This window comes from Pedobacter gandavensis, from assembly GCF_014172405.1.
Taxonomy (GTDB): Bacteria; Bacteroidota; Bacteroidia; order Sphingobacteriales; family Sphingobacteriaceae; genus Pedobacter; species Pedobacter gandavensis.
The window spans coordinates 195,080-215,002 of the sequence record NZ_WNXC01000007.1; the positions used below are offsets into that span (position 1 = coordinate 195,080).

A 19,923-nucleotide genomic window follows, 5' to 3' on the forward strand; every position below is an offset into this window, starting at 1 on the left:
CACCACAAAAAACAGCTGTAATGAATAAATTCATTAAGACCGTCATTGGCTTTTCGTTAAAAAACAAATACTTTATATTCTTTGCCACATTCATTTTGATTCTGGCAGGATACCTTAGTTTCAAACACACGACGATTGAAGCTTTCCCCGATGTCACCAATACCAATATTACCATCATTACGCAGTGGCCTGGGCGAAGTGCGGAAGAGGTAGAGAAGTTTGTGAGCAGACCACTGGAAATCGCCATGAACCCCACCGAAAAAAGGACAAGCATCAGGTCCTCCTCTCTTTTTGGACTATCCATCGTTAAAATCACTTTTGAAGACGATGTAGATTATGCCGCAGCAAGAGTTCAGGTGAACAACCATATTGAAGAGGCCGATTTACCGGAGGGATTGAAACCCGAGGTACAACCTCCATATGGGCCTACCGGAGAGATTTTTCGCTATACATTGACGAGTGATAAAAAGTCAGTCAGGGAATTGAAAACCTTACAGGATTGGGTCATTCAACGGGAATTACTATCCGTTCCAGGCATCGCCGATGTGGTGAGTTTTGGTGGAGAAGTAAAGACCTACCAGATTACCGTAGATCCCCAAAAAGCGATACAATATGGCGTAAGTGCAACGGAATTATTCGATGCGGTTTCCAAAAGCAACGTCAATGTTGGTGGAGATGTCATCGTTCAGGCTGGACAAGCTTATGTAGTTCGTGGAATTGGGATACTGAACAATATTGAAGAGATAAAAAATGTGGTGGTTGATAACTTTAACGGGACTCCGGTCTACGTTAAGACAATCGCAGAAGTCGCAGAATCGGCATTACCACGCTTAGGGCAGGTAGGCCGGGACCAGGATCCCGACGTGGTTGAAGGGATCGTGGTTATGCGCAAAGGAGAGAATCCAAGCGAGGTCATCAGCAAACTGAAAGAAAAGATTAAAGACATCAATGAAAACCTTTTGCCGGGAGATGTAAAGATCAGTCCTTTCTACGACCGGGAAGACCTGGTAAACTATGCCACGCATACGGTAATGGGTAATATGATGGAAGGGATTATTTTTGTAACCCTGATTGTATTCCTGTTTATGGCAGATTGGCGGACCACATTAATTGTGTCTATCATTATTCCTTTGGCCTTGCTATTTGCCTTCATTTGCTTAAAAATGAAGGGCATGTCGGCCAATTTATTATCTATGGGGGCAATCGACTTCGGAATCATCATTGATGGTGCTGTGGTCATGGTTGAGGGTATCTTTGTGGCCCTCGACCATAAAGCTAAAAAAGTAGGTATGGCTAAATTCAATGGACTCAGTAAGTTGGGATTGATAAAAAAAGCTTGCTTGGAGAACGGAAAAGGAATTTTCTTTGCTAAGCTGATCATCATTACTGGTTTACTACCCATCTTTACTTTTGAAAAGGTAGAAGGAAAAATGTTCTCTCCATTGGCCTGGACCTTAAGTTTTGCTTTACTAGGTGCACTCCTGCTTACTTTCACCTTGGTTCCGGCGCTGGCCAGTGTTTTATTGAAGAAAAACGTACGGGAGAAACACAACATATTTTTAGAGTTTCTTACTAAATATGTAATCATTTTCTTTGACAAGTGCTTTAAATTCAGAAAGCTAGCTTTCGGAATAGCTATGGCGATCCTGGTTATGGGCATATTCAGTTACCGGTTTATGGGCACAGAATTCTTGCCTACCTTGGATGAGGGTTCTATTTATGTGCGAGCCACGGGGCCGCTCAGCATCTCGCTGGATGAAACAAAAAAGCTCTCTAATGAGCTTAGAAAAATCTTTTTAAGCTTTGAGGAAGTAAAGCAGGTGATGTCTCAAACCGGCAGACCGAATGATGGAACTGATGCAACCGGTTTTTACAACATGGAGTTCCATGTAGACATTTTTCCGAAGAAAGAATGGAAGCGAAAGCAGACGAAAGAACAGCTGATTGAGCGGATGCAGGAGAAGCTGAAGAGTTTCCCTGGGATTAGCCTCAATTTCTCTCAACCGATCTCTGACAACGTAGAAGAAGCCGTTTCAGGAGTAAAAGGCTCTATTGTAGTCAAGCTATTTGGCAATGATTTCCAGTTTATGGAGAAAGAAGAAGAGAAGATTGAAAACATTTTGAAAACGGTGGAGGGAATTGAAGATTTAGGTATTTTAAGAAACCTTGGACAGCCGGAATTACAGATCAATCTGGATCAAAAGAAGATGGCCTTATATGGGGTGAGTACTGCAGATGCCAATGCGGTCATTGAGATGGCTATCGGCGGAAAAGCGGCAACACAGATTTATGAAGGGGAAAGAAAATTTGACCTGATCATCCGTTATCCGGAAGATTTTAGAAAAGACGAAAGCGACATTGCAAAATTGCGGATTCCTACCATTTCAGGGGCAAAAGTACCTTTAGGAGAGATTGCCAGCATTAGAAAAATCACGGGTCCAAGCATTATTTACCGCGACAAACACCAACGCTATGGCGCCATTAAGTTTTCCATCAGAGGAAGGGATATGGGGAGTGTCATTGCGGAGGCGCAAGCCAAGGTAAATGAAAAAATCAAGCTTCCTAAAGAGTATAAGCTGGAATGGGCTGGAGATTTTGAGAACCAACAAAGGGCAACGAGCAGGTTATCGCAAGCCGTTCCGATTAGTTTATTGCTTATCTTTTTCATTTTATTCGTGCTGTTTGGCAATATCAAAGACTCGCTATTGGTCTTGAACAATGTACCTTTTGCAATGGTTGGTGGTATTCTGGCCATTCTGGCTACCGGAATCAATTTCAACATCTCTGCGGGGATTGGTTTTATTGCCTTATTTGGCATATGTGTGCAGAATGGGGTAATCCTGATCACCCGATTTAAGCAAAATATCATAGAGTTAAAGCACCGTCCAGACTGGACTTTCGCGGATGCGATTAAAGATGGGGTAGCGAGTAGAATGCGTCCGGTGATCATGACCGCCATGATGGCGGCAATCGGCCTGATGCCCGCAGCATTGTCTACGGGAATAGGTTCTGAAGCTTCAAAACCTTTGGCAATCGTAGTGATTGGCGGTTTAATTACCAATACCCTATTTAACCTTTTTGTATACCCAATAGTGTTCTATTGGGCATACCAGAAAAAGGTGAATCATTTACATTAATAATATTCAAGGCCCTGTTCCAATCTTAATGCCTATAAGTCCGGTGCTTTATATACTGCTATCTCTGAGAGCACCGGGCAGGCATTTGATTCCAAAATATCAATACGGATTTTACTCGTTTTTACAGTCGGAAAGGAAAGAATTCGTTTATGACCAATCGTAGTCTCCAGGTCAATGGTTTTATAGGTATTGTCTGGCGTCAGATACGCTACAGAAAATGATTTGACACGTTGTCCGAGGGCAATATATTCTTGTAAAACCACCCGGTTAAGTTCCGTTGCTTTCCCTAAATCTATGGTGATGCTGGCGGTTTTCAGCTGGTCCTCTGTAGCCCAATACGTAGCTGGATTTCCATCAGTAAGGTTTGACGCTGTAAATTGCGCACCTTTTCTGGTATTGCTTGCGGTTACTTTCTTTCCCTTGGCCAGGTTTGTTTTATAACTCGCATCAATATTTCTTCTAAACTCCATCAAACGGGTAGAATCATTAGGGTGAATTAGCCCTTCCCGGTTTACCGGAACATTCAATAAAAGGTTACCATTACGTCCTATTGAGGTTTCATAAATAGAAACCAGTTCTTTTAAAGTTTTCACTTTATCATCAGTTTTAGGACTGTAGAACCATCCTGGTCTGATGGAAACATCTACTTCTGCAGGAATCCAGTATTTACCATTTTCATTTCCTGTATTCAAGACCGTTGCTGCAGGTGCTGCCGCTCCTACTCCAAAACCATCAGTATTTAAAGTAGACCAGTTGGTGGTACCGGCAACGCCTCTTTCATTGCCCATCCAGCGTGCATCAGGACCGATGTCACTAAAAATCGCTGCTTGTGGATTGTGCTTTCTAACAATGCTGTTGAACAGCTTAAAATCGTACTCTTGATTTTTCTCTTTTTCTCCTTTTGCACCGTCAAACCATTGTTCAAAAACAGGTCCATATTGGGTATGTACCTCATTTAAGGTCTTGGCAAAGATATCGTTGTATTCTGGAGTTCCATACTTAGGGTGGTTACGATCCCATGGTGATAAGTACACGCCGAATTTCAATCCGTATTCTTTACAAGCCTCAGAAAGTTCTTTCAGCACATCACCTTTACCATTCTTCCAGGCACTTTCTCTTACGGTATGTGTGCTGTATTTACTTGGAAACAGGCAAAAACCATCGTGGTGTTTTGCGGTGATGATGATCGCTTTCATACCTGCAGCTTTCGCGGTACGCGCCCATTGACGGGCATCCAGCTTGGTTGGATTGAAAACCTTAGGGTCTTCATCACCATGTCCCCATTCCTTATCTGTAAAGGTATTTGGCCCGAAATGGATGAACATATAATATTCCATATCCTGCCATGCCAGTTGGTTTTTATTTGGGACAGCGCCATAAGGAGCCGGTGCTTTTTGTGCAAAAGCAGCACTGCTGCTCAGTAAAAAAGAGCATAAGAAAAAAAAAGAAGACTTATTCATACGGTAAAATTCATTTATGGTTAGTAACTGACCCGTAAATTGCAATATATAAGCGGCTGTAAGTTCATTTTTTTTGCCATTAAATTAAATGATTTTGGCCTGATTCACAGAGTTCTGCAAACACTAATCGCGTTTAGGTGTTATACAAAAGCAAATTAAACACTTAGACATGAAAGACTATGAATCACGTCCTGACGAGTTTGACATTCATCTCGATATAGATGGCGCAGATACCATCATTACCGTAAAACCAGAGGAAACCAGCGATGGTGGCCTTTATTATGTCTGTTATATCGGTCCAGATCGGATCACGCAATTGCGGGAAGAACTGGATGGCGAGTGGGAACAAATATGGGGAGTACTAGACCATTGGATGATAGATGCCATTGGCAGAGAAATTAATCAGCGTCAGAAATCATGAGTACACCTTTAAAGTTAAGATCCGGTAGATTTTATATTGAGAAACACCAGTACGAGAATATTGGATGGACTGAACGCATGGTATCGATGTTTCTTGGTGGAGCATTGATTAGTTGGGGTTTGCGAAGACCGTCCACGAATAAATTTCTTTATGGTGCCTACATGGCTTACCGTGCGGCAACTGGCCGTTGTTTATTTTATGAGCAATTGGGAATTGATGCCAGAAAACCGAGATCCGTTAATATTCGTGGAGAGTTTGTGATTGAGAAACCTGTACATGAGGTATTTTTATATTGGCGTAACCTGAATAATCTTCCGGGCAGTATTCAACATCTTTTGGATGTGAAGGTCATTGACGAGCATTTGTCGACCTGGAAATCCAATGTAATCGGGAATTTATTTTCCATAAACTGGGAGGCAGAAATTGTAAAAGAGGAACCGGGTCGCTTAATCGGTTGGAAATCTGCCAGGGGTTCATTGCTTCAGCATGTGGGCAGGGTAGAATTTACGCCTTCTGAAGATGGAAAAGAGACATTTTTGAAAGTGGTATTGTCTTATCGTCCGGTTGGCGGAGGTGTAGGAATTGGTCTTTCGAAACTGGTAAACCCCTATTTGGAAATTTTACTGAAAAAGGAAATGAAAAGTTTTAAGCATACTATCGAGAACAAAACTCCGGTTTACACCTGAGCTCTATGACTTAGCTTTCTAATGATAAAACAAAGGCCTGTACCATTTAGATGATACAGGCCTTTGCGATATATAATCGGCTGAAGACTAGGTTGCAGCGCCGATTGTTGCCACAATGGTGATTAAAAACACAACAGCATATAGGGCAATAATGGTAATGGTTAATATACCCCAGAATTTGAAGAAAGATTTCATCTTGCTCATCGCTTCTCCTAAACTCTCCTGATCCATAAATAAGACTGCTTTTTTGGCGGTATTTGCGTATTTAAACAGCATGAAACTAGGATAAAAATAAAGAAGTGCAAAAAAGATATACACTGCTGAAAGTGCGCCGGTAGCTACACCTACAACTGGATTTGTGCCCATTGCGCTCATCGCAGCCAGGATTGCTGGTAGACATAAAGCGGCTATAACGATCAAAACACTAAATACAAATCCTACAATGGATAGAAATTTCGCCCATTTGGCCGTTTCATAGATGTGGCTACGGATGTCTTCCGTAATAATAAGTGTTTCAACCTCTGCGTGATCTGGTTTTGTTTCTTCGAATTCTTCCATGTAGCTGTACTTAAACGTTAATTAGTGATTAGATACCCTAAACATAAAGAATATTTTTAAAAATTTGGTAGCTTTGCGGCAAAACTAGAAAAAATCATTCATGGCATTACAATGTGGTATAGTTGGTTTACCAAATGTTGGAAAATCTACCTTATTTAACTGTTTATCTAACGCAAAAGCTCAAGCGGCTAATTTCCCTTTCTGTACAATTGAACCTAACATCGGTGTAATCACCGTTCCAGATGAAAGGTTAACTAAATTGGCCGAATTGGTACAGCCAAACCGTATTGTTCCCAATACAATTGAGATTGTTGATATCGCAGGTTTAGTGAAAGGTGCTTCCAAAGGTGAAGGACTAGGCAATCAATTTTTGGGTAACATCAGGGCTACAAGTGCCATTATCCATGTTTTGCGTTGCTTTGACGACGGAAACGTGATTCACGTTGACGGTTCAGTTGATCCGATTCGCGATAAAGAAATTATAGATACAGAGTTACAACTTAAAGATCTTGATACCATTACAAAACGCATTCAGAAAGTAGAAAAAATGGCTAAAACCGATAAGGATGCCAAAAGAACTTTCGATATTTTAAGCGTGATCAAGACTCATGTAGAATCCGGACAATCTGTACGTTCTGCAGCAGTAGCTCCAGAAGATTTTGAATTTATTCTGGACATGGGTTTATTAACTCAGAAACCAGTGATGTACGTTTGTAATGTTGATGAGAACTCTGTGATCAATGGCAATGCGTATGTAGATCGCGTTAAGGAAGCGGTAAAAGATGAGAAAGCTGAAGTATTGGTGATCTCTGCTAAAATCGAATCAGAAATTGCAGAATTGGAAAGTTATGAAGAGCGTCAGGAGTTTTTAGCTGATCTTGGCTTAACAGAATCTGGTGTAAACAAGCTGATTGTTGCTGCTTACCGTCTATTAGATTTATATACTTACTTCACCGCTGGTGTTCAGGAAGTACGTGCATGGACAATTACTAAAGGATTTACTGCGCCTCAAGCTGCTGGTGTCATCCACACTGACTTTGAAAAAGGTTTCATTCGTGCAGAGGTGATCAAATATAATGACTTCGTTACTTTAGGTTCTGAAGCTGCTTGTAAAGAAGCTGGTAAATTAGCCGTAGAAGGAAAAACGTATGTTGTGGAAGATGGAGACATCATGCACTTCCGTTTTAACGTATAAATATTCTCAAGCGTTTGTTGACGCGTAAAGAAGGTTAAAAGAAAAAACCGGATGGCTCGTTTTAACGAAGCATCCGGTTTTTTTATGCCGGTATACTTTCCGGTTTATGTTTAGGAGTTATTTAGAGGAGTACCCCTGTCAGGAACATCACCGCTACTGAGAAGTAAATGATCAGACCAGTTACATCCACCAAAGTCGCTACAAAGGGCGCGGAAGAGGTTGCAGGGTCTGCACCCAGCTTTTTCAGGATTAAAGGCAGCATAGAGCCTGCCAATGAGCCCCATAAAACGACACCGACCAAGGAAACACCAACGGTAACGCCAATTAACATCCAATGCGGGCCATACATATCTGTAAAGAACGTCCAAGCAAATATTCTTAAGAAGCCAATGCAACCCAATACCACACCGAGCATCAATCCGGAAATGATTTCTCGTCGCATGACTCTCCACCAATCTCCCACAGTAATTTCTCCCAATGCCATCGCCTGAATAATCAACGTAGAGGCTTGAGACCCACTATTTCCACCACTGGAAATGATCAGGGGAACAAACATGGCTAAAATCACTGCTTTGGCAATGTCTGCTTCAAAATGCCCCATTGCACTGGCGGTTAGCATTTCTCCAAGGAAAAGCACGACCAACCAACCAATTCTTCGTTTAAATAAACCCAGAATCGGCATGTCTAAATAGGGTTCATCCAGGGCCTGGGTACCCCCTATTTTCTGCATATCTTCGGTATATTCTTCATTTGCAATCCAAAGAATATCATCAACAGTTACGATGCCTAGTAGCACATTATGGTCGTCTACCACAGGTAAAGCGACGCGGTTATTCATTCTAAATATATTAATGGCCTCTTCCTGATGGTCGTTTGCTTTTAAAGCGATCAGGCGGTGATCGGTTAAATTTCCAATTCTAGCCTCTGGATCTGCCAGGAGAATTTCCCTGATCCTGATGTCATCCAGTAAGGTTCCATCGCTATCGATGACATAAATGACATCAATAGTTTCCGAGTTTTTTCCGTAGCGTCTGATGTGTTCCAACACCCTGGTTACCGTCCAGTCCTTTTTTACCGCCACATAATCTGGCGTCATCAACCTTCCTACACTGTCTTCTTCATAGCCTAAAAGAGAAAGTGCTTCTACCCTATCTTTTGCTGGTAAAAGTATGATCAGCTTTTTTACGGCTTCACCACTGAGCTCAGAAAATAAAGAAGTACGGTCGTCGGGAGGCAACAGGTTGATTAACTCTGCGAGTTTATTACCGGGAAGTTTTTTAATGATCCTTTCCTGAGTCGGAAAGTCGAGGATTCTGAAAACGTTAACCGCCCTTTTGATGGACAGGGTATCTATAAATGTGACTGCGTGCTGGGGAAGTTCGTCAATTAAGTGTTCAACATCCGAAATATTCAGATTGTCTAAATATTCCTTTAATTGTGTATTGTCTTCCTGCTCTAAGAGCTTTTCGATCTCTTCAACAATCATTTCTTCCATACGCCCCTTCTTTACATGATTTTCATTAATGTATTCTTTTAATGCCTAAGTCCTTAGGATGCGTTTATAACTCAGCAATCCCTTAATTATGACATTTATCATTTTTGCAAAAGTGCCTTTTTATTTTCGAAAAATAGCCTTTATACCGGATTATTATTGTCTTTTAAATGAACCTGTTATTTTTAAAATCAGACAAGACACTATCCCATTCATTATCAGGTTTTAAGAGAACAGACTTGATGGTGGATTTGATTTATTTATTTGAGGGTAAAGGGTGATTTTTCTGCTGAAAGGGTCTTTTTTCACCTACAGGTGGGATTTTCTACTTACAGAATCTGGAAAAGTTGGAAATTTAAAGAGTATTAAGGAATAACCAATCTAATTGATATATTTGCCAAAATGTTTCCGTAGTTCAATGGATAGAATTGTTGATTCCGGTTCAACAGATATGGGTTCGAATCCCTTCGGGAACACAGAAAACCCTGTTTAATTAATTTTAAACAGGGTTTTTTATTAAAATGAAATTTATTCAACTCATGAGATTCAAAACACAGATCATCAGTTGAAATAACCTTGATATGGTCCCGTTTTCTATGGTAAATAGAAATAAAGGTAGCAAGAGTACCCTAACAAGCCAATCACTACAATACTTAATGCAATTACATACTTTTTAATTGCTTGTTTTCCCTTCGTTAGATAAAATGAATACCTAAAGAAAAAAAAAGAAAACCCAATTAAAAATGCCACTAATAAAAAATATTTATCTGCCATGCTGTTTATTTTAGATTTTTAACTTGCTGTTGGTGGATTACCCATGCAATCTTGGAATTGATTATAAGCTGCTGCCTATCAAGAGCTACTTGAGCTCCATATAGACAAATAGCACCCATAGGTGGAAGCTAAAGCACCCCACCTTCCGATGAGTTTCCACCTAAAGTACTGTATTTTTATTTAATAGTAGCACCATATAGCTACTAAAGTCTTTAGGCTAGATTTTACGTCATATTGAGCATAAATTTCTTTTAAATTTTAAGATATGTTTTGGATTCGTAGCCCTTTGATTCCAAATAAACCAAAAATTCAGCTTCTGTTTTTAGCAATCTATTGCTAAAGCGCTGTGCGATTACGCACAACCACACTGTTCGTTAACGAACACAAAAACCGTCAAAACGACCAAAAACAAGGTTTTTAACCCATAAATAAAAATGGCATGCTATTGGTCTATCCCAGAAAAATAAAATTGCATGATGTTCAAGACAAACTTAAAAATCGCATTAAGAAATCTCTGGAAAAACAAAGGTTTTACCCTGATCAATGTAGGTGGATTAGCAATTGGTTTGTCTTGCTGCCTGATGCTATTGCTTTATGTAAACTACGAATGGAGTTATGACAAGCAGCTGAAAGATATTGATCGGATTTACATCACGAAGATAAATTTAAAAATCAACGAAAAGCTGATTACAACCAATGCCAGCCCAAACAAACTGGCCGAAACATCGATACAAACCGTACCAGGAGTAGAACAAGCAGCCAGAGTTGCCATGGGCACACGGGATAAATTGTTCAGTAACAAGGAAAATAAATTTAAGCTCAACAGTCTCTTTGTTGACCCATCTTTATTGAAGATCTTCGATTATAAATACATTTATGGAGATGTGAATCAGGCACTCAGCGACCCCAATTCTATCTTAATCACCGCAAGCACTGCTAAACGCTTATTTGGAAATGAGAATCCTCTAGGACAACCGGTAAAATGGGATAACCGTAAATTTTTAAAGGTTGCTGCAGTTATTGAGGACCTTCCAAAGAACCAAAGTTTTCAATTTGATGCACTTCAAAGCTGGGCACTATTTGAGCAGGAGAATCCTGAGGAAAAAGAAGGCCATTGGGGCGCCATTACTTGTATCTCATTCATCAAACTTAAGGACCCTCAAAATTTTGCAGCAGCAGATGCTGCCATGAGAAAGCTGATTGCGAACCATGACAAAGATACAGACCTGGAAGCTTTTCTATTCCCTTATGCGAAGTCCCATCTTTACAATGACTTTGAAAATGGAAAATCTGTAGGTGGCAAAATTGACCAGGTGAAGCTCTTTCTGTTCCTCGCTTTTTGTGTATTACTCATTGCGAGCATCAATTATATGAACCTTTCCACTGCACGTTCTGAGAAACGCGCAAGGGAAGTTGGGATCAGAAAGGCTATGGGTTCCAGCCGATTCAACATCATGGGCCAATTTATCTTAGAATCCCTATTATTGTCCTTTCTAGCCCTGTTACTTGCTTTTGTCTTGCTGGAGCTGAGCTTACCTTATTTTAACAACTTACTGGACATTCAGGTTCAAATTGATTACTATTCTTACCTATTCTGGACTACATTAATTGCCTTGGCCTTATTTACCGGCTTATTGGCTGGCAGCTACCCTGCTTTCTATTTATCTTCCTTCAATCCGATCAAAGTACTAAAGGGCTTTAAAGGAAATGGCGCAAACTCCTTGTCCATTCGCAAAATTCTGGTGATTGTACAATTTAGCTTATCTGTTTGCATGATCATTTGCGCTATTGTGATCTATACTCAAATTCAATTCATGAAAAATAAGCCATTGGGATTTGACAGCAATAACCTTACGCAACTGGATCTTGAAGGAGAATGGACAAAACCCGAGGTTTTACAGCGTTTTAAAGACGAACTTAAAAAATCCGGCGCAATTGTTTCTGCAACCGAATTTGCCAATACCTTTACAGAAAACGGCACGATCACAGGCAATATCGGCTGGCCAGGGAAAGCTGCAAACGACAATTCGGTCATTGATTATAGAAGTACAGGATACGATTTTACGAACACTGTAGGCGCCAAGCTAATTGCCGGCAGAGATTTCAGTCCGAAGTTCGTGTCGGATACAGCTACTTCAGTACTCCTCAATGAAACTGCAGTTCAAACGATGGGACTTAAAAATCCAGTTGGAACGCAAATTACCTGGGGTGACAACCCTCCGCTTACCATTGTTGGCGTGGTGAAAGATTACTATAATGAATCTATTGGCTCTAAAGCAAGACCAACGATGTTCTATTATAATGTAGCAAAGAGCAAAGTATTGTTGCTTCATTTGAATCCAGCATTACCGCTGAATGAATCTGTAGGATTAATCAATAAGCTCGGTAATCAAATGAATCCTGCATTTCCTATGCATCTAAAATTCTCTAGTCAAGGAATGGAAAACCAATTGAAAAGTGAACAGCTGCTAAGCGTATTGTCTAATATATTTGGTGGTTTTGCCATTTTCATCTCCTGTCTGGGGCTCTTAGGTTTAGCCTTATACATGGCTGAGCAAAGGAGTAAAGAAATCAGCATCAGAAAAGTATTGGGTGCTGACCTCCGGAATATCCTATTCCTTTTAAACAAGGATTTCATGAAACTGGTGATCATTTCAAATATGATTGCTTTTCCGCTCGCCTATATTATTGCTAAAAACTGGCTGACTAAATATGATTATAAAATTGAGATCTCGATCTGGCCTTTCTTCATTGCAGCGATCATTTCGTTAATCATATCCATATTAACCGTAAGTATGCAGACCTTCAAAGTAGCGAAAGCAAATGCTGTTGATGCTTTAAAGTATGAATAACCTGAGTAAAATGAACTAAAAAAACTGAGCTTACTGAGCTTGTGGAAGACTCAACAACCAGTCGTTTCCATATTTATCTTTTACACAACCAAATAAACCACCCCAGAAACTCAATTCCAAAGGACGGCTACGCTGCCCTCCCGCGGAAAGTTTCTGGTAACATTGCCTAATGGCATCCTCGTTACTAAAACTGACCATCATGGAGATCGAATTCCCATGGGTTAAACCTTCTTCAGCCACCATATCAGTCGCCATTAAGACCAGGTTATCCTTTACTAAGCTCGCTTGTAAAATACAATCTTTCATAGGTTGAGGAAGCTCATCAGACAATGGAGCATCAGCGACACACTGAAAATTAAGCACTCCGCCGAAACAATCTTGATAAAAGGTCATTGCTTCGCGACAATTCCCACTGAATGTGAAGTAAGGGCTAATTGTGATCATGATTATTTAATTGGTCCTAATTATAGAGATTACCCTCAAATTTAGGGAGCATCTGCTATATTTATCTTGTGTAAAAACGACAATTACAGGGGTTGTATGCGACAACAAAACCTAATATATTTGATTAGGAATCCTTACCTTGATATCAACCAAATCGATCGATGAAACACATTTCAATTTTAGTTCCTGAAACTGCAGTTATAGAATCCATTGCTGATCCTGGTTACTTGTTCAGAATGGTCAATGAATTCCTTGAATCATCAGGAAAGCCAGCTTTATTTCAGATTCAACTGGTCGGTTTAACGAAAGAAGTCAAGCTGAACAATAGTTTATTTTCTGTGCATCCTGATCGGATTTTGGCAGAAGTAAAACAGACAGATCTCATTTTTATTCCTGCATTGAGTGGTTCATTAAAGTCTTCATTGGCTTTAAACAAAGACTTTTTACCATGGATTGTGGATCATTATCACAAAGGAGCGGAAGTTGCTTCTTTATGTATTGGCGCGTTTTTACTGGCTTCCACAGGGCTCCTCAAAGGAAAACAATGTTCTACGCATTGGTTACATGCCACAGCCTTTCGTGAAATGTTTCCAGATGTAGAATTGGTAGACGGCAGCATCATTACTGAAGAGCAGCGGTTATACTCTAGTGGCGGCGCAAATTCTTACTGGAACCTGCTTTTATATCTGGTGGAGAAATACACCGATAGGGATACCGCCATCCTTGCCTCTAAATTTTTTGCCATAGATATCGACAGAGAAAGTCAGGCGGCATTTATGATGTTCCAGGGACAAAAGGACCATCAGGATCTGGAGATCAAGAAAGCTCAGGATTTTATTGAAAGTAATTACCAGGATAAAATCACTGTGGACGGGCTCGCTCAATTGTCAGCGCTTGGCAGAAGAAGTTTTGAAAGAAGATTTAGAAAGGCTACGAACAATACCGTGGTAGAATACATTCAAAGAGTGAAAATTGAAGCTGCTAAAAGAAGTTTTGAGAGCAGCAGGAAGAATATCACCGAGGTGATGTACGATGTTGGTTATACGGATACGAAAGCCTTTCGGGATGTTTTTAAGAAGATTACAGGCTTAACACCCATAGAGTACCGAAATAAATACAACAAACAATCGGTTACAGCATAAAACAGCGGAAACAAAAAACGGGATAGCTTAAGCTATCCCGTTTTTTGTTTCCGAAAATGATTTAATTACCTCATCGGATTATAAAAATGCATTATTTAGTGACTCCAAACATCAGCACCAAACGGTCATTCTGATATAGATTCAAAGTCTGGTCGGCCACATCAAACTTAAAGTTTTTGCTACCTAAAATGTTCAGGAATTTACGTTCCAATTCATTCAAGGTCTTATCCATACAAGCACGACGGGTACTTGCTGCTGCTCCAAAAGCAATGGTCGTACTTCCTGCATCATAGGTACCGAAGTAATTATTGCAACCAGAGTTACCACTAAAACGGTGATCTTTAAGATTAAAAGAAATCGTTATTGGTGAATTCTGTTGCGTTACGCCTTCCATCTGAATCAATTTCCATCGGTTTTTACCAATATAATTCCAGATGTCATTGGTATTATTCGCTGCTGTTCTAAATTCTAAAGCTTTATTCTTTCCTTTATAAAAAGTCAATGTAGTTCCGCTTGTTTCCACTCTAAACGTCTGATTCCCGATCTCCTTTGTAAACTCAGACTCTAGTTTATTCACTTTTTCATCTGCGCAAGCCATCATTGTTGAAGCAACATTTCCAATGGTCAGACTTTGGCTTTTTGCATTGAAAGTAAAGCTTCCAAAAATGCTGTTACAGCCTCCGGATCCATTAAACTTATTCCCTTTTTCATCCAGCGTAATAAAAACCCGATCGCTATTTACTGTCTGGCCATTGATTCTGGTCAGCGTCCATTTCTGCTGCGCAATTGCAGCTAATAGATCTTTAGTATTGGTTGGCTTCGTCGAAATCTTTTCTTTCTTGATTACTTTTTTCAATTTGTAGGTATAAGCAGACGCATCAGCAGGGACATTTTTTCTTTTTGTCCTGATTACTGAAAGCGTATAACGATAACCTTCCTGGTGTTTAAACCCTTCAATTTCGCTATAGAAAAGTTCCCAGTTCTTACTGTTTTCGTATTTTACCTGTAAACAATTCATTGGCGCAACTCCTGTACAGGAGGCACGGTCTTCCTTCACCATCAACCTGATCACATCCGCAGCCATTGCGCTGGCCACACTACCAAAAACGATGAGTAGTGACAGAATTCCTTTTTTTGTAATGATACTTCTTAGCATTTTGCGTGTATTAAAATTGATATTTTACCTGTGTCTAATTTCGACACCCTCGGGTAACTACAATTCTCACACCAAAATTAAACTCCCAAGATCCCTTTCAAACTCGCTTCGGTATACCCAGCGCTGGCGGTCATCCCTTTACCACCGATACAGGTACGAATATGAATACAATCTTCAATATTATATTCCAAAATACGTTCTGTAGGATGTTGCGGATAAAATCCTGCCCAGGTAGTTCCCATATCACGAAGGTTGAAATTCACAATACGCTCTCCTTCTTTCAACATCAACTCATTGATATGTTGTTTCACTTGGAATCCAAGGTCATCAAAATGAGCAACATCCGCATATTCATGAGAATCACCGATGATAAAACTACCATCTACCGCCTTCTTAAACAGCAAATGAATTCCCCATTCCTGCAATTCTTTATAATGATCAGGACTACTCAGGTTTTTAAATGAAGGACAATATTCTTCAAAACTTTCATATCTTCTGATGGTCAATCCAGTTAATATATTTCCGGCTAATGGTACTTTCGGCATAGGTACTGTACGCATCATTTGAAGTTTACTGATCACCTGTCCGCTTTGCGCGAACAATTCAGGAAACAATAGTTTAAACTCATAGCCATTACAAAGTATCGCTTTATCTGCCTGATAAGTACGGTTGCCGGTTACCCGAACCTCCACACCGGTTCCAGTTGGACTGCAATCTATGACAGGGGAGTTACTTAGCAAGGTATACCCTTCAAATTTCGACTGCATAAACTCCTGTAGGCGGTAAATCATCAAGGCAGGCTCGACGCTAATCTCCTGTTTAAAAAACAGTGCTTCTTTAGCATAGCTCTCCCTGATTGCAGGATATTTAGCTAAAATCGCTTCTTTTCCTAAAAGCTCCTGGCCATAACCTAAAGTATCGTAATGTGCTTTCAGTTCATGAATCAAATTTTGTTCTTCCGCATCAGAAGCAATGTAAACACTTCCATTATTACGTACCGAAATGTCAAACTGCTGTTGAATTTCCTGATAAATTTCTAATCCGCGAACCCCATAGTCAAACCAGACACCGGACATTCCTGAAGGGACCACCTGCCCGAAGTTACGTACCGTTGCACCTACCGGATAATTATCCTTTTCCAATTGCAAAACCTTTTTACCCAGCTTTAAAGCATGGTAGGCGTGGAAGGTTCCTAAAATCCCACCACCAATTACAATCAGGTCATAATGCTTTGTATTCATTTCAAATATTTTTATGGGTCAAAAATTCTATTTTGTACCTCCCTCTACATCTAATGCCAATGCAGGGAGCGTAATATTACTTTCTTTTTTCTTATTCTTTAAACTTTTCTGATGGAAATAGAGCAGAGAAACCATGCTACAACTTACCCCTACAACTGCCGCAACAACAGCACTTTGTCGGAAGAAGTTGCCCCAACTGATGTCTGCAAACCCAAATTCCTTGAAGAGTAAAATGCTCACACTTCCCAGATATCCGATTGCATCGGAAACATACATGATAAAGCCAATATTGCTCTTGTAATGAAAAGTGGCAATCATTCGCTCAAAAAAGATGGCATTGTAGGGGATATAAGCCATGTAAAGCCCCATTCCTACCATACACATCCAGGTAATCGGACTGATATAATGTGCATCAAACAATAAAGTTGCCATTCCTGTTAAGGCACATCCACCGATAATCATCCAGTGAATAATCACAAAGGCTTTTAGGTTATTCCTGACCAGGATCAGGAAGCCAACCATGGTTAAGACAACCAATGCGATAAAGCCATCAATTTTCGCATAGATATGGTTATCGGTAACACCGAGGTCATGCCAGATCTCTACTTCAAAATTATCTCTAAGATCACGGATCACCGTAAGCACCACATAAATGACAATGGTTAGAATTACCCCTGGAAGAAAATTCAACAGGAATTTCTTCCTTTGACTGCCGTTCATTGGCAAACGTTTGGTCCTTAGCCGCTGGTCTTCTGCTGTTGGCGGGGGCACCATTTCCAGCAATGCGACAAACAAAAGCATGGGAATCACAAACAATAAGCCCGTGCAAAAAGGCATCCAATATTCATTAACCGGTAGCAAATCCATGACTGTCCTGGCCACCGTTTTAATAAACCCAGAGGCAAAAATGAGACTGACCGACATCACTGCGCCCATAAATTCGGTATTTCTCCGTCCTTCCAGATAGCTAAAAACCAAGCCCCAGATCATTCCTAGAGGAAAGCCATTGATAAAAAGAAAGGCAATATTCCATGGTGCAGGAACTACTGCGAAGCCCAATAATGCAGCCCAGGAAATACCAATCAGCTTGATGATGCTCTTTCCTCTGTTTTTTCCGGAAGACTCCGAGATGAACCGAATGCCATAAAACTTACTAAATGTATAGCCCATCACCTGGGCAATTACCAGCCATACTTTATAATCAACCCCCAAATATTCATGCCCATCAAAAGTACCTGCTGTAAATGCTTTTCTAAAAGCATACATACTCGTGTAACAGCCAAAAGCCGCTAAACCTGCCATTATCGAAATATACAGGTATGACCAACCGGCAACCTTGTTGCGGCAGTATATGAACAGGTTCATCGGGACTTTACTGGTTGATGATCGTCAATACTTCAGAGATATCATCGATCACATGGCTCGGCTGATACTTCAACAGTTCTTCACGCGTAAATGCACCGGTGGTAATGCCGATACTGTATAAACAGCCGGTATTCAAGCCTTCGTTTATATCTACTTCGGTATCTCCAACTTTGACAACTTCCTGAGCATCGTGGATACCCAATTCTTCCATCATCTTACGGATCATATCAGGAAAAGGTCTGCCACGTGGCACATCGTCACTTGCAACCAGAATATCAATCAGTCCAGACCAGTTCAATCTATCAACAATAATTTCAGCGATCTTTCTTGAAAAACCAGTATCTAAACCAATCTTAATTCCTTTTTCTTTCAATTGCAAAAAAGTAGCTTCCACATTTGGAAGCGGAACTACTGCGGAGGAAGTTTGGTAAAAATGAACCATAGCGGCGACGAAATCATCGTGAATAGTGGATATCAACGTTTCCGTGATTTCTTCGAGTCCATTACCCTGTTTTTCCAGCATCATTTTGATTGCTAAAGGCTTTTCATAGCCCATCATTGGGTTGATCTCTTCTATGCTAACCTCATAACCATGAGCTTTCATAGCTTGTTGAAAGGCTAGTCCGACGTAATTCTTGTCGCTTACGGTGGTCCCTGCCATGTCGAATACTACTAATTTTACAGACATCTTTGTACATTTATATGTTCTGCAATACTAAACTTTGTTCATTAATACTAAACAAAGTTTAGGTTAAGTAATTGTTATATTTCATTTATCTTCGTCAACAGAACTCAGGTCATTTAAACAACAATATCCTAAGCTTTTATGCTTGTGCTTGTTCACACTGATAAAAACCATCATATTTAGGGTAAAAAGCCCTGATTATGGCCATTAATATTCAAAACATAAAACGATGAAATTTAATCCTATTGCCTTTGTGATTAACCTGGCGATTCCTTTGGCAGTCGGTGCCTTGGGAAGTGTGCTTACCCTAACTTCCGTAAAAACATGGTACCCTACCCTGGCTAAACCTGCTTTCAACCCACCAGATTCAATTTTCCCACCGGTATGGACCTGTATCTTCATTCTAATGGGAATTTCTGCCTATTTAGTATGGCAAAAGAGAGCACAGATTGCGCATTTTCCACGTACGGTAGCCGTGTATGCGATTCAATTGGTCTTAAACCTGATGTGGTCATTTCTGTTTTTTTACGCGAAATCTTTAGGTGCTGCTTTATTTGAAATTGTCTTCCTACTGATTGTTATTGTCATTAATGCCACCATGTTTTACAAAGTTGACAAGACTGCGGGCTTACTATTCATTCCTTATTTTCTATGGGTATGTTTTGCAACCGTACTTACTTACAGCATTTTCTCACTGAATGGTTAAATTATGAGCGGAGCTATAAAAACATATCCGCTTTTACTACATTTGAAAGAATTAATATCATCAATGATTTTTAGCGTAATGAAAAGAATATCCTTAGTGCTCTTGCTACTTATGGCCTGTACTGCTGTCTTCGCACAACATGCAGACATCAATAATTTTATCGTAAAAGAAAGCTTATTGAAAAACAGCAAACTGGCCATTATTGCGGCAGATTCTCTGGATAATCCAATAGAGAAAATCAATGGGGTATATACTTTTACAGTGAGTGGTTTTACACAACCGATTACCTTTAATGATGGTGTCGCTGTGTTGCCCTTGCAATTGGAAAGGTCTGCTTTTGTGTACCTAAAACATCAAAATGATAAAGGTACACACAGTAAATTACTGTACGTATATAAAAAAGACGGCACTTTAAATCCTTATACAATCAGCAGTTTATGGTTGGTTTTATTCCCCTTAATCCTGGTATTTCTTGCCTTTGCTTTCCGGAAATTCATCATCATAGCGGTGATTCTATTGCTGGTTTTCTTTTATTTCAACCATAGCAATGGCCTTAGTGCCGCGACTTTCTTTGAGACTATTTTTGACGGGTTAAAGAAAATGTTTTAG

The 19,923-nt window shown here is 40.1% G+C and carries 16 protein-coding genes and 1 tRNA gene; 9 read left to right on the top strand and 8 right to left on the bottom strand.

Going from position 1 to position 19,923, the window contains the following annotated elements; translation table 11 throughout:
* Positions 1-20: 20 nt before the first annotated feature.
* Positions 21-3,137, top strand: coding sequence for an efflux RND transporter permease subunit (locus GM920_RS18090; RefSeq protein WP_182960074.1), 3,117 nt, complete (start codon positions 21-23; stop codon positions 3,135-3,137).
* 32 nt (positions 3,138-3,169) lie between these two features.
* On the opposite strand, the gene GM920_RS18095 is transcribed toward GM920_RS18090, so the two are convergent.
* On the bottom strand, positions 3,170-4,597 hold the full coding sequence (locus GM920_RS18095; protein WP_182960076.1) for an alpha-L-fucosidase: 1,428 nt from the start codon (positions 4,595-4,597) through the stop codon (positions 3,170-3,172).
* A gap of 169 nt (positions 4,598-4,766) precedes the next feature.
* Between GM920_RS18095 and GM920_RS18100 the strand changes: the two genes are divergently transcribed.
* Positions 4,767-5,018 carry a hypothetical protein gene (locus GM920_RS18100; RefSeq protein ID WP_182960078.1) on the top strand — a complete coding sequence of 84 codons (252 nt, stop codon included), beginning with the start codon at positions 4,767-4,769 and terminating at the stop codon, positions 5,016-5,018.
* A complete protein-coding gene (locus GM920_RS18105; RefSeq protein ID WP_182960080.1) occupies positions 5,015-5,704 on the top strand; it encodes a YgaP-like transmembrane domain in 690 nt (229 codons plus the stop codon). The genes GM920_RS18100 and GM920_RS18105 overlap by 4 nt, the downstream gene beginning before the upstream one ends.
* A gap of 87 nt (positions 5,705-5,791) precedes the next feature.
* On the opposite strand, the gene GM920_RS18110 is transcribed toward GM920_RS18105, so the two are convergent.
* Positions 5,792-6,262: a DUF5362 family protein gene (locus tag GM920_RS18110; RefSeq protein ID WP_182960082.1), complete on the bottom strand. Its 471-nt coding sequence runs from the start codon at positions 6,260-6,262 to the stop codon at positions 5,792-5,794.
* A 100-nt stretch (positions 6,263-6,362) separates the two neighbouring features.
* Here GM920_RS18110 and ychF point away from each other — a divergent pair, with 100 nt between their 5' ends.
* Positions 6,363-7,457 carry a redox-regulated ATPase YchF gene (gene ychF / locus GM920_RS18115; RefSeq protein WP_182960084.1) on the top strand — a complete coding sequence of 365 codons (1,095 nt, stop codon included), beginning with the start codon at positions 6,363-6,365 and terminating at the stop codon, positions 7,455-7,457.
* Positions 7,458-7,578: 121 nt separating this feature from the next.
* Here the strand turns inward: ychF and mgtE are convergent, their stop codons facing one another.
* Positions 7,579-8,952 (bottom strand): magnesium transporter, encoded by a 1,374-nt coding sequence (gene mgtE / locus GM920_RS18120; protein WP_182960086.1) that lies wholly within the window; start codon positions 8,950-8,952, stop codon positions 7,579-7,581.
* A 401-nt stretch (positions 8,953-9,353) separates the two neighbouring features.
* Here mgtE and GM920_RS18125 point away from each other — a divergent pair.
* A tRNA-Arg gene (locus GM920_RS18125) sits at positions 9,354-9,425 on the top strand.
* A gap of 771 nt (positions 9,426-10,196) precedes the next feature.
* The gene (locus tag GM920_RS18130) at positions 10,197-12,575 is read left to right on the top strand and encodes an ABC transporter permease (protein ID WP_235964575.1); all 2,379 of its coding nucleotides are present in this window, start codon (positions 10,197-10,199) and stop codon (positions 12,573-12,575) included.
* Between the two features lie 30 nt (positions 12,576-12,605).
* Here the strand turns inward: GM920_RS18130 and GM920_RS18135 are convergent, their stop codons facing one another.
* Complete coding sequence (locus GM920_RS18135) at positions 12,606-13,019, bottom strand: VOC family protein (RefSeq protein WP_182960088.1); 414 nt, start codon at positions 13,017-13,019, stop codon at positions 12,606-12,608.
* Between the two features lie 161 nt (positions 13,020-13,180).
* Between GM920_RS18135 and GM920_RS18140 the strand changes: the two genes are divergently transcribed.
* A complete protein-coding gene (locus GM920_RS18140) occupies positions 13,181-14,161 on the top strand; it encodes a GlxA family transcriptional regulator (protein WP_182960090.1) in 981 nt (326 codons plus the stop codon).
* Between the two features lie 91 nt (positions 14,162-14,252).
* On the opposite strand, the gene GM920_RS18145 is transcribed toward GM920_RS18140, so the two are convergent.
* From GM920_RS18145 to GM920_RS18160, 4 genes are all read right to left on the bottom strand, one after another.
* Positions 14,253-15,317: an META domain-containing protein gene (locus GM920_RS18145; protein WP_182960092.1), complete on the bottom strand. Its 1,065-nt coding sequence runs from the start codon at positions 15,315-15,317 to the stop codon at positions 14,253-14,255.
* 77 nt (positions 15,318-15,394) lie between these two features.
* Entirely contained in the window at positions 15,395-16,558 is a 1,164-nt protein-coding gene (locus GM920_RS18150) for a TIGR03364 family FAD-dependent oxidoreductase (RefSeq protein WP_182960093.1), read from the bottom strand.
* 27 nt (positions 16,559-16,585) lie between these two features.
* The gene (locus GM920_RS18155; RefSeq protein WP_235964576.1) at positions 16,586-17,860 is read right to left on the bottom strand and encodes a DUF5690 family protein; all 1,275 of its coding nucleotides are present in this window, start codon (positions 17,858-17,860) and stop codon (positions 16,586-16,588) included.
* 70 nt (positions 17,861-17,930) lie between these two features.
* Positions 17,931-18,611, bottom strand: a complete 681-nt coding sequence (locus tag GM920_RS18160) for an HAD-IA family hydrolase (RefSeq protein WP_182960097.1) — start codon at positions 18,609-18,611, stop codon at positions 17,931-17,933.
* A gap of 226 nt (positions 18,612-18,837) precedes the next feature.
* Between GM920_RS18160 and GM920_RS18165 the strand changes: the two genes are divergently transcribed.
* Together GM920_RS18165 and GM920_RS18170 are read left to right on the top strand one after the other, a co-directional pair.
* A complete protein-coding gene (locus GM920_RS18165; protein ID WP_182960099.1) occupies positions 18,838-19,314 on the top strand; it encodes a TspO/MBR family protein in 477 nt (158 codons plus the stop codon).
* Between the two features lie 78 nt (positions 19,315-19,392).
* On the top strand, positions 19,393-19,923 hold the full coding sequence (locus tag GM920_RS18170; protein ID WP_182960100.1) for a hypothetical protein: 531 nt from the start codon (positions 19,393-19,395) through the stop codon (positions 19,921-19,923).

What these genes read in the sequence shown, in the direction of transcription:
- GM920_RS18100 (WP_182960078.1), top strand. Translation starts at nt 4,767, where the DNA reads ATGAAAGACTATGAATCACGTCCTGACGAGTTTGACATTCATCTCGAT.
- GM920_RS18110 (WP_182960082.1), bottom strand. Translation starts at nt 6,262, where the DNA reads ATGGAAGAATTCGAAGAAACAAAACCAGATCACGCAGAGGTTGAAACA.
- GM920_RS18155 (WP_235964576.1), bottom strand. Translation starts at nt 17,860, where the DNA reads ATGGCAGGTTTAGCGGCTTTTGGCTGTTACACGAGTATGTATGCTTTT.
- GM920_RS18160 (WP_182960097.1), bottom strand. Translation starts at nt 18,611, where the DNA reads ATGTCTGTAAAATTAGTAGTATTCGACATGGCAGGGACCACCGTAAGC.
- GM920_RS18145 (WP_182960092.1), bottom strand. Translation starts at nt 15,317, where the DNA reads ATGCTAAGAAGTATCATTACAAAAAAAGGAATTCTGTCACTACTCATC.
- GM920_RS18135 (WP_182960088.1), bottom strand. Translation starts at nt 13,019, where the DNA reads ATGATCACAATTAGCCCTTACTTCACATTCAGTGGGAATTGTCGCGAA.
- GM920_RS18090 (WP_182960074.1), top strand. Translation starts at nt 21, where the DNA reads ATGAATAAATTCATTAAGACCGTCATTGGCTTTTCGTTAAAAAACAAA.
- GM920_RS18130 (WP_235964575.1), top strand. Translation starts at nt 10,197, where the DNA reads ATGATGTTCAAGACAAACTTAAAAATCGCATTAAGAAATCTCTGGAAA.
- GM920_RS18150 (WP_182960093.1), bottom strand. Translation starts at nt 16,558, where the DNA reads ATGAATACAAAGCATTATGACCTGATTGTAATTGGTGGTGGGATTTTA.
- mgtE (WP_182960086.1), bottom strand. Translation starts at nt 8,952, where the DNA reads ATGGAAGAAATGATTGTTGAAGAGATCGAAAAGCTCTTAGAGCAGGAA.
- GM920_RS18095 (WP_182960076.1), bottom strand. Translation starts at nt 4,597, where the DNA reads ATGAATAAGTCTTCTTTTTTTTTCTTATGCTCTTTTTTACTGAGCAGC.
- GM920_RS18105 (WP_182960080.1), top strand. Translation starts at nt 5,015, where the DNA reads ATGAGTACACCTTTAAAGTTAAGATCCGGTAGATTTTATATTGAGAAA.
- GM920_RS18140 (WP_182960090.1), top strand. Translation starts at nt 13,181, where the DNA reads ATGAAACACATTTCAATTTTAGTTCCTGAAACTGCAGTTATAGAATCC.
- ychF (WP_182960084.1), top strand. Translation starts at nt 6,363, where the DNA reads ATGGCATTACAATGTGGTATAGTTGGTTTACCAAATGTTGGAAAATCT.
- GM920_RS18165 (WP_182960099.1), top strand. Translation starts at nt 18,838, where the DNA reads ATGAAATTTAATCCTATTGCCTTTGTGATTAACCTGGCGATTCCTTTG.
- GM920_RS18170 (WP_182960100.1), top strand. Translation starts at nt 19,393, where the DNA reads ATGAAAAGAATATCCTTAGTGCTCTTGCTACTTATGGCCTGTACTGCT.